General features: G+C 70.5%; 8 protein-coding genes. 5 read left to right on the top strand and 3 right to left on the bottom strand.

Annotation, left to right across the window (positions count from 1 at the left end; genetic code table 11):
• Positions 1 to 70 precede the first annotated feature (70 nt).
• Positions 71 to 625 carry a hypothetical protein gene (locus tag CKO41_RS12105; protein WP_200382449.1) on the bottom strand — a complete coding sequence of 185 codons (555 nt, stop codon included), beginning with the start codon at positions 623 to 625 and terminating at the stop codon, positions 71 to 73.
• A 403-nt stretch (positions 626 to 1,028) separates the two neighbouring features.
• Here CKO41_RS12105 and CKO41_RS12100 point away from each other — a divergent pair, with 403 nt between their 5' ends.
• The gene (locus tag CKO41_RS12100; RefSeq protein ID WP_200382447.1) at positions 1,029 to 1,538 is read left to right on the top strand and encodes an Lcl C-terminal domain-containing protein; all 510 of its coding nucleotides are present in this window, start codon (positions 1,029 to 1,031) and stop codon (positions 1,536 to 1,538) included.
• An 832-nt stretch (positions 1,539 to 2,370) separates the two neighbouring features.
• Here the strand turns inward: CKO41_RS12100 and parC are convergent.
• Together parC and CKO41_RS12090 are read right to left on the bottom strand one after the other, a co-directional pair.
• On the bottom strand, positions 2,371 to 4,620 hold the full coding sequence (gene parC, locus CKO41_RS12095; protein ID WP_200382445.1) for a DNA topoisomerase IV subunit A: 2,250 nt from the start codon (positions 4,618 to 4,620) through the stop codon (positions 2,371 to 2,373).
• Between the two features lie 129 nt (positions 4,621 to 4,749).
• Entirely contained in the window at positions 4,750 to 5,448 is a 699-nt protein-coding gene (locus CKO41_RS12090; RefSeq protein WP_200249732.1) for a vWA domain-containing protein, read from the bottom strand.
• A gap of 173 nt (positions 5,449 to 5,621) precedes the next feature.
• Between CKO41_RS12090 and CKO41_RS12085 the strand changes: the two genes are divergently transcribed.
• From CKO41_RS12085 to CKO41_RS12070, 4 genes are all read left to right on the top strand, one after another.
• On the top strand, positions 5,622 to 6,041 hold the full coding sequence (locus CKO41_RS12085) for a secondary thiamine-phosphate synthase enzyme YjbQ (RefSeq protein ID WP_200249733.1): 420 nt from the start codon (positions 5,622 to 5,624) through the stop codon (positions 6,039 to 6,041).
• Between the two features lie 121 nt (positions 6,042 to 6,162).
• Positions 6,163 to 6,651, top strand: coding sequence for a hypothetical protein (locus tag CKO41_RS12080; protein WP_200249734.1), 489 nt, complete (start codon positions 6,163 to 6,165; stop codon positions 6,649 to 6,651).
• 129 nt (positions 6,652 to 6,780) lie between these two features.
• Positions 6,781 to 8,592: a single-stranded-DNA-specific exonuclease RecJ gene (recJ, locus tag CKO41_RS12075; protein WP_200382443.1), complete on the top strand. Its 1,812-nt coding sequence runs from the start codon at positions 6,781 to 6,783 to the stop codon at positions 8,590 to 8,592.
• 686 nt (positions 8,593 to 9,278) lie between these two features.
• Entirely contained in the window at positions 9,279 to 12,353 is a 3,075-nt protein-coding gene (locus tag CKO41_RS12070) for a hypothetical protein (protein WP_200382441.1), read from the top strand.
• The last annotated feature ends 128 nt before the right edge of the window (positions 12,354 to 12,481 follow it).

Below are 12,481 nucleotides of genomic sequence, written 5' to 3'. Positions count from 1 at the left end.
TTGCCCCGCACGGGCACCTTGAATTTTTCAAGGCGCCCTTGAGGCGAGCGCTCGGCGCCGGGGGGCGTCCTCAGGGGTCCTGGAGATAGAAGTGCCGCCAGGGTCCCGCGCCGAGCGCCTCCAGGGCGCCCATCAAGGCCTGTGTCGGCACGGCTTCACCGGGAAAGACCTCCTCGATGTCGACGAACAGGCGGCCGCAGCCGGCCTGCGCGCGCCAGTCCCAGGCGCAGGCGGGCGCGCTGGTCGCACAGCCTGGGCAGGTCAGCGGCTGGCCTGGGTCGAGCGTCGCTCGCCAGTCGGCCAGGCGCTCGCGGCAGGTCGGGCAGCGTGGCGGTCGCGTGTTGTGCCCGACGCGCAGCTGCGCCTCGGCCAGCGGGCCGCCCAGGCGGACGTGGGTGAAGGGGCCTGCGCCCTCGTCGCGGGCCTCGGTGTCGACATGCACGGCGCAGCCGGCGAAGGTGATCAGCGCCAGGAAGCTCGGGCCGACGCGATAGGCCCCCGGCGGCCCGCCCAAGGGCGCGCCGAGCAGACCGACGGCCGTCAGTGCATCGTGCAGGCGCACCGGGTCCGGCGCCGCCCGGGGGTCGCTCGGGGTCAGGACGAGGCGGCCCGTGTGTCGTGCCATGATGGTCCTCGCTGGTCATCGTGAACGCCCATTCTAGCCGGACCGTGCGGTGCGCGGTCGCGCCGCCGGCACACGCGCGCCGTAAGCCGACATCGACCTCGGTGGCCGCCGCGTCGTCGGCCGTCGGGTTACGCCCCGCGGGGCTCACCCGACCGCAGGTGCCGGCGATATCGGCCTGGCGGGCGATTCGGGCGGCCAATCGCCGGCAAGCCGCCTTCTACGGCACACAGTCGGCCGCCGCGGGGCGATGGGTGCATGGGCTCGACAGGGCTCGGCGTCGATCGGGTAAAGTATCGCGGCTGGCCGCGCGTCGCGGGGGCGCGGGCCCATTGGCCGTACCGGCCAAGAATCGGCCGGCGCTTCCCGGATGGTCGGCCTTCAGGTCTCAGCGAGAGGAATGACGATGTTCAAACCCATCCCATGGGCACTGGTCTTGTTGTGCGTCGCCGGCACGGCGACCGCGCAGAACTGCCGCGACGAGATCGCGGCCGGGATCGGGGCGCCACACTTCCAGGACAACGGCAACGGTACGATCACCCATCTGGCAAGCGGTCTGGTCTGGAAGCAGTGCGCCGAGGGGTTGAGCGGCGCCGGCTGTGGTGAGGGCGGCGCGGCCCTCTACACCTACCCGACGGCCCTGCGGCTCGCGGCCGACGAGGAGTTCGCCGGCAGCGGCCTCTGGCGCCTGCCGACCAAGGAGGAACTCGCGACCCTGGTCAACCGCAACTGCCAGGATCCGGTCATCGACAACCGCTACTTCCCGAACACCCCGTCCGACTGGTTCTGGTCGTCCTCGACCGGCGCCGGTGGCGTCCCCTACTACGCGTGGGGCGTGAGCTTCAGCGACGGCGCCGTCGGCCGAGACGCCAGGTCCGGCATCGGCTACGTGCGCCTCGTGCGCTACGGGCCCTAACGCGGGGGGGCGACGAGGCGTACCGGCGGACTCCGCCAGCGTTGCCTGGGCCGATGGCACGGCCCGTAGTCGGGTTAGGCGCGCTGGCACGGCGGTCTAGGGAAAACGAAGGATTGCGCGCGCCGTAACCCGACAGCGGCCTTGCCAGGAGCCGCGTTGCCGGCTGTCGGGTTACGCCCCGAAGGGCTAACCCGACCTACGGGCGCGGCGCCGTATGATGGGGTCGGGTTAGGCGCGCTGGCACGGCGGTCTAGGGAAAACGAAGGATTGCGCGCGCCGTAACCCGACAGCGGCCTTGCCGGGAGCCGCGTTGCCGGCTGTCGGGTTACGCCCCGAAGGGCTAACCCGACTACGGGCTACGGGCACTGACGCCGGGGGCGCGCCTCGCCCCGGCCGCACGGGTGGCCGGCCTGCATGTGTAGGAGCCGGCTTGCGGGCGATCGGGGCGGGCGACCCATCGCCGGCAAGCCGGCTCCTACGGCGCGGCGTGATTCTGGTCGCGGTGGCTCGGGGCAAGGGCGCGACACATGACCGTCCCACCCCTTAGTAACGATTCAGAAATAGCCGGCACATCTTCTTTTGAACTACGAAACACGCGAAACACGCGAAAAAGCAGAATATACGCGGGATAATCTGCCATTTTTTCGCGTGTTTCGCGCATTTCGTAGTTGCTTGTCTTCCGCGTGCTTGTATCGGTTGCTTCCGCGCCGTCCCTTAGTAACAAGTGAAAAATAAGTGGCGTGCTTGAACATGGGGGGCGGGCCAGAGGCCCGCCCCGTCGTTTCAGTCGCTCTTGAACCGTTCCTCGGCGCCGCGGGCACCCCGTCGCGGCTCAGTCCGCGACCAGCCGCTCGACGCGCTGGAAGCCGCGCGGCAGCTTGCGGCCGCGGCGGCCGCGTTCCCCCACATAGAGCTCGAGGTCGGCGGCCTTCAGCGTGAAGGTGCGCTTGCCGGCGTGCAGGGTCAGGCTGCCGTTGGCCGGCACCACGGCGACGGCGGCGACGTACTCCTCGCGCGTCGCGGCCTTCGCGGCCGGGATCGCGATCAGCTTGTTGCCCTTGCCGCGCGGCAGCTCGGGCAGTTCGACGATCGGGAAGACGAGCAGGTGCCCGGTATTGGTCGCGACGGCCAGGCGCTCGGTCGCCGGGTCGGCGACCGGCTGCGGCGGCAGGACCTGGGCGCCCGGTGGCAGCGTCAGCACGGCCTTGCCGGCCTTCGGCTTGGCATAGAGGGCCTCCTGCGCGACTAGGAAGCCGTAGCCGGCGTCGGAGGCGAGGAGCAGGCGCCGCTCGGGCTCCTCTCCGAGCACGGCGATGAACTGGGCGCCCGGCGGCGGATCCAGGCGCCCGGTCAAGGGCTCGCCCTGGCCGCGTGCCGAGGGCAGGCCGTTGGCCGGCAGCGAGTAGCTGCGGCCGGTCGAGTCGAGAAAGACGACCTGCTGGCTGCTGCGGAGCCGCACCGCGCCGAGGAAGCGGTCGCCGGCCTTGTAGCTCAGCCCGCCGGGGTCGATGTCGTGGCCCTTCGCGGCGCGGATCCAGCCCTTCTCCGACAGCACCACGGTCACCGGCTCGGCCGGTGCCAGCTCGGTCTCATCGATGGCCGCCGCCGGGGCGCGGGCGATCAGCAGCGAACGGCGCGCATCGCCGAAGCGCTCGGCGTCCGCCTCGATCTCGCTGCGGATCAGGCGATTGAGCGCCGCGCTCGAACCGAGCGTCTCCTCCAGCCGGGCGCGCTCGGCGCTCAGCTCGTCCTGCTCGGCGCGGATCTTCATCTCTTCGAGGCGGGCGAGCTGGCGCAGGCGCGTGTTGAGCACGTACTCGGCCTGGGCGTCGGTCAGGCCGAAGCGGGCCATCAGCACCGGCTTGGGCTCGTCCTCGGTGCGGATGATGCGGATCACCTCGTCGATGTTGAGGAAGGCGATCAGCAGGCCCTCCAGCAGGTGCAGGCGTTCGAGGACCTTGTCGAGCCGATGCTGGAGCCGGCGGCGCACCGTCTCCTGGCGGAAGCGCAGCCATTCGTCGAGGATCTCCCGGAGGTTCATGACCCGTGGCCGTCCGTCGAGGCCGATCAGGTTCATGTTGACGCGGTAGCTGCGCTCCAGATCCGTCGTCGCGAACAGGTGCGACATCAGGCGCTCGACGTCGACCCGGTTGGAGCGCGGTACGATCACCAGGCGGGTCGGGTTCTCGTGGTCGGACTCGTCGCGCAGGTCCTCGATCATCGGCAGCTTCTTCGCGTTCATCTGCGCGGCGATCTGCTCCATGATCCGGTTGCCCGAGACCTGGTAGGGCAGGGCCGTGATGACGATGTCGCCCTGTTCCAGCTCGTAGCGGGCGCGCTGGCGCAGCGAGCCGCCGCCGGTCTCGTAGATGCGCCGCAGCTCCTCGGGCGGCGTGACGATCTCGCCGGCGGTCGGGAAGTCCGGCCCGGGGACGAAGCGGCACAGGTCGGCGACCGTGGCCTCCGGGTGCTCGAGCAGGTGGATGCAGGCGCGGGCCACCTCGCGCAGGTTGTGCGAGGGGATGTCGGTCGCCATGCCCACCGCGATCCCAGCGGCGCCGTTGAGCAGCAGGTTCGGCAGCCGCGCCGGCAGCAGTACCGGCTCCTCCAGCGTGCCGTCGAAGTTCGGCTGCCAGTCGACGGTGCCCTGGTCGACCTCGGCCAGCAGGACGCTCGCGTAGGGCGTCAGGCGGGCCTCGGTGTAGCGCATCGCGGCGAACGACTTGGGGTCGTCCGGCGAGCCCCAGTTGCCCTGGCCGTCGATGAGCGGATAGCGATAGCTGAACGACTGGGCCATCAGCACCATCGCCTCGTAGCAGGCGCTGTCGCCGTGCGGATGGAACTTGCCGAGCACGTCGCCGACGGTGCGCGCCGACTTCTTGAACTTGGCCGCCGCGCTCAGGCCGAGCTCCGACATCGCGTAGAGGATGCGCCGCTGCACCGGCTTGAGGCCGTCGCCCAGGTGCGGCAGGGCGCGATCGAGGATGACGTACATCGAATAGTTGAGGTACGCCCTCTCGGTGAAGGCGCGCAGCGGCAGCTGCTCGTGGCCCTCGTGATTGAAGCGGGTGGATTCGTTCATGTCGATCCGGGGTCGGTGCTCACGGAAAACGGACCATCATGCGACAGGCCGGGCGGTCGCGCCAAGCGCGCCTGTCCGCTGCGATCCGGGACAGGCGCGGCGCTCGGGATGGCCCGTCGCGTCCCGGGCTCAGCGCACGATCCCCCGAGCCCGCGCCTCGCGCAACCAGTCGGGAAACTCGTGCAGCAGCCGGTCGTAGAGCTGCCCCTCGGACAGGTCGTGCAGATCGTCGATGGCGAAGAACCCGCAATTGTCGACGACCCGCCCCGTCATGGTGTCGAGCCGCTCCAGGACCCCGTAGTTTTTGCCCCCCAGCCCCATGAACTGCCAGAAGATCGGGTACTGCGCCGCCTCGATCATCAGGTTCTTGATCTCGGAGTTCTTGTGGACGCCCCCGTCGCTGACGAACAGCACGTAGGCCGGCGGTGCGCCGGGGTCCCGGCGATAGTAGTCGATGACGCGGCGCATGACCTTGGGCTCGTCGTTGGCCCCGCCGTACCACTTGCGCCAGCCGCCGTGGGTCGTCTCGACGTAGCCCTGGATGTTGTGCGCCGCCACCGCGTCCAGTTCCTTCGGCTCGGTGTCGAAGGCCCAGACCTCGAAGCGACCGTCGTCGTCGAAGTGCATCGCCAGCGGCAGGACCCGCTCGAGCAGCGCCTGGACGCGGCCGCTTTTGTACTGCTGGTGCATCGAGCGGCTGGCGTCGAGGACGACGCCGACGCGCGCGACCGTGGTCTGCAACGACCGCTTCTCCAGGCTCACCGCCGCCGCCTTCGCCAGGTCGATCAGCTGCGGGGCACTGTTCTCGATACGTTTTTCCAGATCCATGAGCAACCTCTTGATCGATGTGCGGGCTGGGTTGGTTCTCGGCCGCGCCAGGCGCGTCCGCGGGTTAGACCGTGCCAGCCGATTGAGTTGCGCGCCGCGGATCTGGTCAAATGGCCGTCCGGACGCACCCTCGGTCGGTGGCGCCCCTCCGAATCCATCGAGCAGCCAGACCCGTGATCCACCAGCAGCATTTCGAGCTCTCGACCCGCGGGCGCGGGACCTACGACATCACCCGCCGGATCGCCGAGGCGGTCCAGGCCTCCGGCATCCGCACCGGGACCTGTCACGTCTTCGTCCAGCACACGAGCGCCTCGCTGATCCTCTGCGAGAACGCCGACCCGACCGTGCGCGAGGACCTCGACGCCTTCCTCGCCCGGCTCGTGCCGGACGGCGATCCGCTGTTCGATCACACCGCCGAGGGCCCGGACGACATGCCAGCCCACATCCGCGCGATCTGGACCAAGATGGACCTGACGCTGCCCGTGAGCGACGGGCGCTGCGCGCTCGGCACATGGCAGGGCGTCTTCCTCTACGAACACCGCGTGCAGGCCCACCGGCGGCGGGTCATCGTGACCGTACAGGGCGACGCCTGACCCGGCGGCCTACGGAGGTAGGAGCCCGCTTGCGGGCGATCCCGTCGCCGTCGGCCTTCACCTGCGACGCCGCGCTCCGGCCGGCGCGATGCCGCGACACAGCGATTGGAGGCGATGACGAATGAGCGAGCGAAACAGTTGGGGCACGGCCCGGCGCGCCGGCGGGCTGGCCGGGGTCTTCGTTGGGGTCCTGATCCTCGCCGGCTGCGCTGGCGGAACCGAGGACGTGCGCATCACACTCTGCAAGGACATGGTCCTCGCGCGGCTGAACGCCCCGTCGGTCCAATGGACGGCGGTCACGACCGCGCCCGGCGACGACCTGGCCGTCGACCTGCGCTTCGCGGCCGACGGTCGGGACGGTCGGGCGACCTGCCGCTACCGCTACAACGCGATCGACGACACGGCGCTGACCCTTGCCGATCCGCTGTCCGCCTATGCGACCTCGCCCTACCGGATGACGCTCGACGGGCGCGAGATCGCCAACCCCCAGCTCGCCGAGACCATCAAGCAGGCGATGCTGGCGCAGGGCCGGGCCTTCCTGGAGCGCGCTAGCGAAGAGGTCGGTCGAGCCGCCGAGGAGATCCGCTCGCAGCTCGATGGCGGGCGGTAGGGTCCGCTGTGCGGACCGCCGAGTGGTAAGGTCCGCCGCGCCGACCATCACCCGACCCCGCGCGGTGTCCCAGCGGCGCCAGATCGGCCCCGCCCGCTCCCCGGCCATTGGTGGTACCCTTCGCCGCCGATGAACCCTGATCCCACCCCCTCCCCGACGGGCGGTGCGGCCGCGGTGCGGCTGCGTCGCCGAGACCCGGACAATCCGCCGCCCGCTGACGCCGAGGCCCTCTGCGCCCGCCTCTACGCGGCCCGTGGTGCCGCGCCGAGCGCCGACGCCGACCTCGGCCTCGCCGGCTTGCTGCCGTTCGATGCCCTCGCCGGCATCGCCGAGGCGGCCGAGCGGGTCGCCGCGGCGCTGTGCGACAGCGCTCCCATCCTGGTCGTCGGCGACTACGACGCCGACGGCGCGACCGGCAGCGCCCTCGGCGTGCTCGGCCTGCGCGCCCTCGGTGCCGCCCAGGTCGACTACCTGATCCCGAGCCGCTTCGCCGACGGCTACGGACTCAGCCCGCCGGTCGTCGAGGCGGCGTCCCGCCTCGCGCCCCGCCCGCGGCTGATCCTGACCGTCGACAACGGCATCGCCGGGGTGGCCGGCGTCGCGCGCGCCGGCGAGCTCGGCATCGAGGTCGTGATCACCGATCACCACCTGCCCGGCGAGACCCTCCCCGCGGCCGCCGCCATCGTCAACCCCAGGCGCCCGGACTGCGCCTTCCCGAGCAAGCACCTGGCCGGCGTCGGCGTCGTCTTCTATCTGCTCGCCGCCGTGCGCGCCCGGCTGCGCGCCCAGGGCTGGTTCGCTTCCGCGCGCCCCGAGCCGAACCTGGCCGGGTTCCTGGACCTGGTCGCCCTCGGCACGGTCGCCGACGTCGTCACGCTCGATGAGAACAACCGCATCCTCGTCGAACAGGGCCTGCGCCGGATCCGCGCCGGGCGCTGCCGGGCGGGCATCCGCGCCCTGCTCGGGGTCGCCGGGCGCGACCCGGCACGGGCCACCGCGCGCGATCTGGCCTTCGTCGCCGGGCCGCGCCTCAACGCCGCCGGGCGGCTCGCCGACATGGGCCTCGGCGTCGAGTGCCTGCTCACCGAGGATCCGGCGCGCGCCCTGGCGATCGCCGGCGAACTCGACGGCCTCAACCGCGCCCGCCGCACGATCGAGCGCGAGATGCAGGACCAGGCCGAGGCCCTGCTCGCCGACCTGCACCTCGACGGCACGGCGCTGCCGCCGGGCCTCTGCTTGTTCGCCCCGGGCTGGCACCAGGGCGTGACCGGCATCCTCGCGGCGCGCCTGCGCGAGCGCTACCACCGGCCGGTCATCGCCTTCGGCGAGGCCGGCGACGGCCTGCTGCGCGGCTCGGCCCGCTCGATCGACGGGCTGCACATCCGCGACCTGATCGCCGCCGTCGACCGCGCGCAGCCCGGCCTGGTCGGGCGCTTCGGCGGCCACGCGATGGCCGCCGGGCTCAGCCTGGCCAGCGCCGCCCTCGACGGCTTCCGGGCGGCGTTCGAGGCCGCGGTCGCCGACGAGCTGGGCGAGCGCCCGCCGGTGCGCGAACTCGTCTCCGACGGCCCGCTGCCCGGCGCGCTGCTGACCCTCGCGACGGCCGAGCGGCTGCGCTTCGCCGGCCCCTGGGGCAAGGGCTTCCCCGAGCCCCTCTTCGACGGCCCGTTCGAGGTGCTCGGCCGGCGGATCGTCGGCGAGCGCCACCTGCGACTGCGCGTACGCCCCGCCGGGCCGGACGGCGGCGGGGCGCCACTCGAGGCCATCGGCTTCGGCCTGGCCGAGCAGGCCGATGCGATCGGCCGGAGCGCGCACCTCGCCTACCGCCTGGACGTCAACGACTACCAGGGCGTGCGCAGCCCGCAATTGATCATCGAGTTCATCGATGCGAGTCCAACCGTCACCTCAACCCCCGCTGAGCCGTCGGCCGGGTCGTCATAGGAACTGGTCGCGCGGGGAACCGCGTCGATCGAGGCGTAGGGATTGGAGGCGGCCTCAGCGAGCGGTATCAATTGTGCGAACAAGCCCGCTATTTGCGCCTGCCTTGGACCGGCTCCAGCCACGAGGTCGATGCCCTGTCCTCTGGCTGGTTCCGCGGAGGACTGCCGAATTGTCCTAACGGCGGACGCGGGCTAGGTTCCGAGCAAACTTCTCTATCTGTGGGGGCATCAAGCTCGCCGGTCTGGTGAGGTCTCGCCTTATCCTGCGAGGCAGAAAAGCTATCGCGCGAGAATTGCGTTTAACCTCCTTGTGGGGCTGAGCCGCTCCTTGCGCGGTGCTCGTCAACTGGGTAAGCGCGGGCCGACGCCGCTGGCCCCGGCGGTTGCGCGAGGTGTGCAATGTGAGACCCGACCCCGGCGCGCGCGACCCCGGCGGCCTCTTTGCGTCCACTTTGTGGTTGTCGACCCTTTTGGCCGCATCCTGGACCTTCGTCTAGATTTGCTCCACACTTCCGCGTGGTGCCATGCCGCGCACTCCCCGGGACGATGCCCCGAGCGCCCCCTGTGAAGCGCCTGCGCGGCCGGGCCCCGCGACGGCGGCGGGTCCGTCTCCCCTCCCGGGGACGCACCGGACCGTCGGTTGCGTCCGCTTCGGAGTCTCTCGACGGCTCCACAAGGAGGGAGGCCATGAGCAACACCATCGACCGCATCCTAGACGATTTTGCGGGGTTCGACCCCAATCAAGACGGGGACCCGGCGATCAACCGGATCTCCCTGGTCGATTTCGAAACCTTCAACGAGAGCATTCCGGGCGATGCCCGCCTTGTCCTGGTGCTGGTGGAACACCGGCTGCTTGCGCCCCTGGCGGGGGCCCCCGATCTTCTGCCGCGCCTGAAGCGCCTGAAGGGGGACCTGCGGGCGGAGGGGTTGCATTCCCGGTTCCTCGACCTCGACGTCTACGCCAAGGGCATTCATCAGGACGGACGGACCCTGCTGGCCATGCGCGCCTTTCTCGCCCAGGCCAAGGCCAACCAGCCCGCTTTGGAGGGGGCACTGCTGATCGGCTCCTTCCCCGAAGCCACCCTGGTCCGCCGGGCGATCTGGAAGGCCGATTTCGACGTAACCATCGCCGGAATCGCCTATCAGAACACCCCCTATCTGGCCATCGAACCGGAATTGATCGCCGGGCGCAGCGAAATCGTGCTCGCCGACCTGAACGGCGCCTGGGACGATCTGTATCACTACGCGACGACCGACCTGGACTCCCTGCGCGCCCTGCCCGACGCGACCACGATCCATCAGGGTTGGCCCCGGCACAACCGGGTGTTCGCGTCCACCGCCTTTGACCAAACGACGGTGTCCTACCGCGACTTCTTCTACATCGACGACGCGGACGTCACCGACCTCGGCAGCACCCCCAATCACCTGCGGCTGTTGATCCGGCATCCGCGCCACAACCCGGAGGTGACCGCCGCCGACCGCAGCTGCCCCAATCCCATCGCCCGGCCCGACATCCTGGTGTCGCGGATCAACGCCCGCGCCGTCGCCGTCAATCCCAAACCCTCCATCGTCGGCACCGACGGCAACCGCCCCCTCGACGCCGACGGCGTTCCCCAATCCTTCGAAAGCCCCAACAACTACACCAACCACAGCACCCTGTTCTCCCGCGATCCGCTCCTGGAGCGCCGGGTGCTCTGCGACTATCTGGACCGCAACCACCGCCAGCGCATCGGCGCCTTCGGCCACCTGCCCCACCGGGCGTCGGCGATCGGCTACGAACTCAGCGCGGCGGACGGGGCGGGACACCTGGCCCCGGCCTCCGACGATTTTGGAACGCCGCTGATCCGGGAGGACGCCTCCCTGTTGGCCTACGTCCGTTGGCTGAAGGAACCGGCAAGCCTGCGCTTCATCCACGCCCATTCCAGCGCCGTCAGTTCCAGTTTCGGCGACGACTACCCCCTGGGCGACCTGGAGAGCGAAACCGGCGGCCCTCCCTTCCGCTGGGTCCGCAACGGCACCACCTACACCCCCGGCTTCGACGACCAGGGCGGCACGGCGGATCTCTATCTCCACCGCACCCTGTGGGAAGGCGGCGTCCTGGCCGACGCCGGGCAAAGCCTGGTGATCCACGGCGGATGCAAGGCCAACACCCCCAAGGCGACCCAAAGCCTGATGTATCAACAAGAGGGATACGCCGCCTGGCAGAACGCCGAGGGGGTGCTGTTCTACACCAACACCCTGGCCGTGGTCGCCCGGGCGAAGGTGTTCAACGACATGGCCACGGGCTTCCCCGGCGGCCTGGGCCAATCGGACCGCGCCCGGTTCGGCGACGGCTGGCACGCCACCTACGACCACGATTCCATGGACCCCGCCCTGGGCCGCTTCGAACAATCGGTCAACGCCAAGCGGGCCTACTTCTGGAGCATGCTGGGCGACTGGACCTTGCGGCTGCGCTATCGGAACGGCCTCGGCATCCTGGGCCTGGAAGACGACGCCCTGACCGCCCGGGCGGTCCATCCCGACCAGGCCTGGATCGAGGGCTGGAACTTCAGCACCGCCGCCTCCCATGTGGCCCTGGTCGCCGACCTGGACGGCGACGGCCAGGCGGAGGTGGTTTTGACCAGCGATTGGGGCCTGGGGGTGGTCAAGCGCGACGGCCCCCGCTGGCGCGCGGTCCTGACGGCGCCCAAGGGCACCGCCTTCGACGGCTGGCGTATTTCCGGCCACGGTGGAGACCGCTGGCGCACCGCCGGGTACATCAAGGGCCGGGACGGCAAGGACGCCGTCGTCACCAGCGCCTGGGGGATCGGGGTTCTGTCCCTGATCGGCGACACCTTCCAGGCCCCCATCGTCCGCCCCAACGGCACCCGCTTCGGCGACTGGATGTACGACTCCCGCGCCACCCGGATTGCCGCCGTCGGCGAGATGACCGGGCGCGGACGGGCGGAAATGGTGGTCTTCAGCACGTGGGGGATCGGGATCCTGCGGTCCCTGGGCAGCACCTTCGACAGCGTGACCCTGGCCGCCCGAGGGACCTCCCTCGGGGGCTGGCGGATCAATTCCCTTCAGGACCACACCCACGGTCTGGCCGATCTGGACGGCGACGGCAAGGACGAGCTGGTCATCAGCAGCGTCTGGGGCCTGGGGATCCTGAAGCTGGAGGACGCGGGCCTCACCGCCGTCGCCATGGTGCCCCACGGAACGGACATCGACGGCTTTCGCCTCAGCTACCCGGTCCGCATCCTGGCCATGGGCCGCTTCACCAATCCCAACGACATGTCCGGCCTGCTGCAGGATCGGGACCGCTTCGGGCGCCATGAACACACCCTTCCGGGACGGGGGCGCCGCCCCTTCGGGCCCGGCAGACGCCCCACGACACCCGATGTCGTCCCGGCCACCATGGTGATCGCCGATGCCGAGGGCCTGCACCATCTGGCCCTGAAGGACGGCCGCCTGACGCGCACGGCCTTCTGGCCTCAGGGCACGACCAAGAACGGCTGGTTCCTCGACACCCGGCATTCCGGCGCCTCCCTGATCGGCGACATGACCGGCGACGGGCGGGACCAGATGCTGATGCGCAGCCCCTGGGCAATGGCGATCCTGGGCCTTTCCGGCGACGACTTCGTCTGCGGACCCGAGGTCGGCTTCGGCAGCCCGATCGGAGACTGGCGCCTGTTCAGTTCGGATCATGTGGTGGGGGTCGGCCCCCTGTCCGATCCCGACGCTGGTGCGGAACTGCTCGTCATAAGCCGCCGCGACTGACCGTCACCGAGCAGATGGTGCGCAGGGCTACTCACCGAGCAGATGGTGCGCAGTGCGCAGGGCTACTCACCGAGCAGATGGTGCGCAGGGCTACGCAGGGCTACGGGGGCTACGGGGGCTATGGGGGC

The sequence above is a fragment of the Thiococcus pfennigii genome (genome assembly GCF_016583835.1).
In the GTDB taxonomy this organism is placed as follows: Bacteria; Pseudomonadota; Gammaproteobacteria; order Chromatiales; family Chromatiaceae; genus Thiococcus; species Thiococcus pfennigii.
This window is presented reverse-complemented; position numbering and strand designations above follow the sequence as displayed.

Bases quoted from the DNA above. Each gene is read 5' to 3' on its own strand.
- CKO41_RS12080 (WP_200249734.1), top strand. From the start codon at position 6,163: ATGAGCGAGCGAAACAGTTGGGGCACGGCCCGGCGCGCCGGCGGGCTG.
- parC (WP_200382445.1), bottom strand. From the start codon at position 4,620: ATGAACGAATCCACCCGCTTCAATCACGAGGGCCACGAGCAGCTGCCG.
- CKO41_RS12105 (WP_200382449.1), bottom strand. From the start codon at position 625: ATGGCACGACACACGGGCCGCCTCGTCCTGACCCCGAGCGACCCCCGG.
- CKO41_RS12090 (WP_200249732.1), bottom strand. From the start codon at position 5,448: ATGGATCTGGAAAAACGTATCGAGAACAGTGCCCCGCAGCTGATCGAC.
- recJ (WP_200382443.1), top strand. From the start codon at position 6,781: ATGAACCCTGATCCCACCCCCTCCCCGACGGGCGGTGCGGCCGCGGTG.
- CKO41_RS12070 (WP_200382441.1), top strand. From the start codon at position 9,279: ATGAGCAACACCATCGACCGCATCCTAGACGATTTTGCGGGGTTCGAC.
- CKO41_RS12100 (WP_200382447.1), top strand. From the start codon at position 1,029: ATGTTCAAACCCATCCCATGGGCACTGGTCTTGTTGTGCGTCGCCGGC.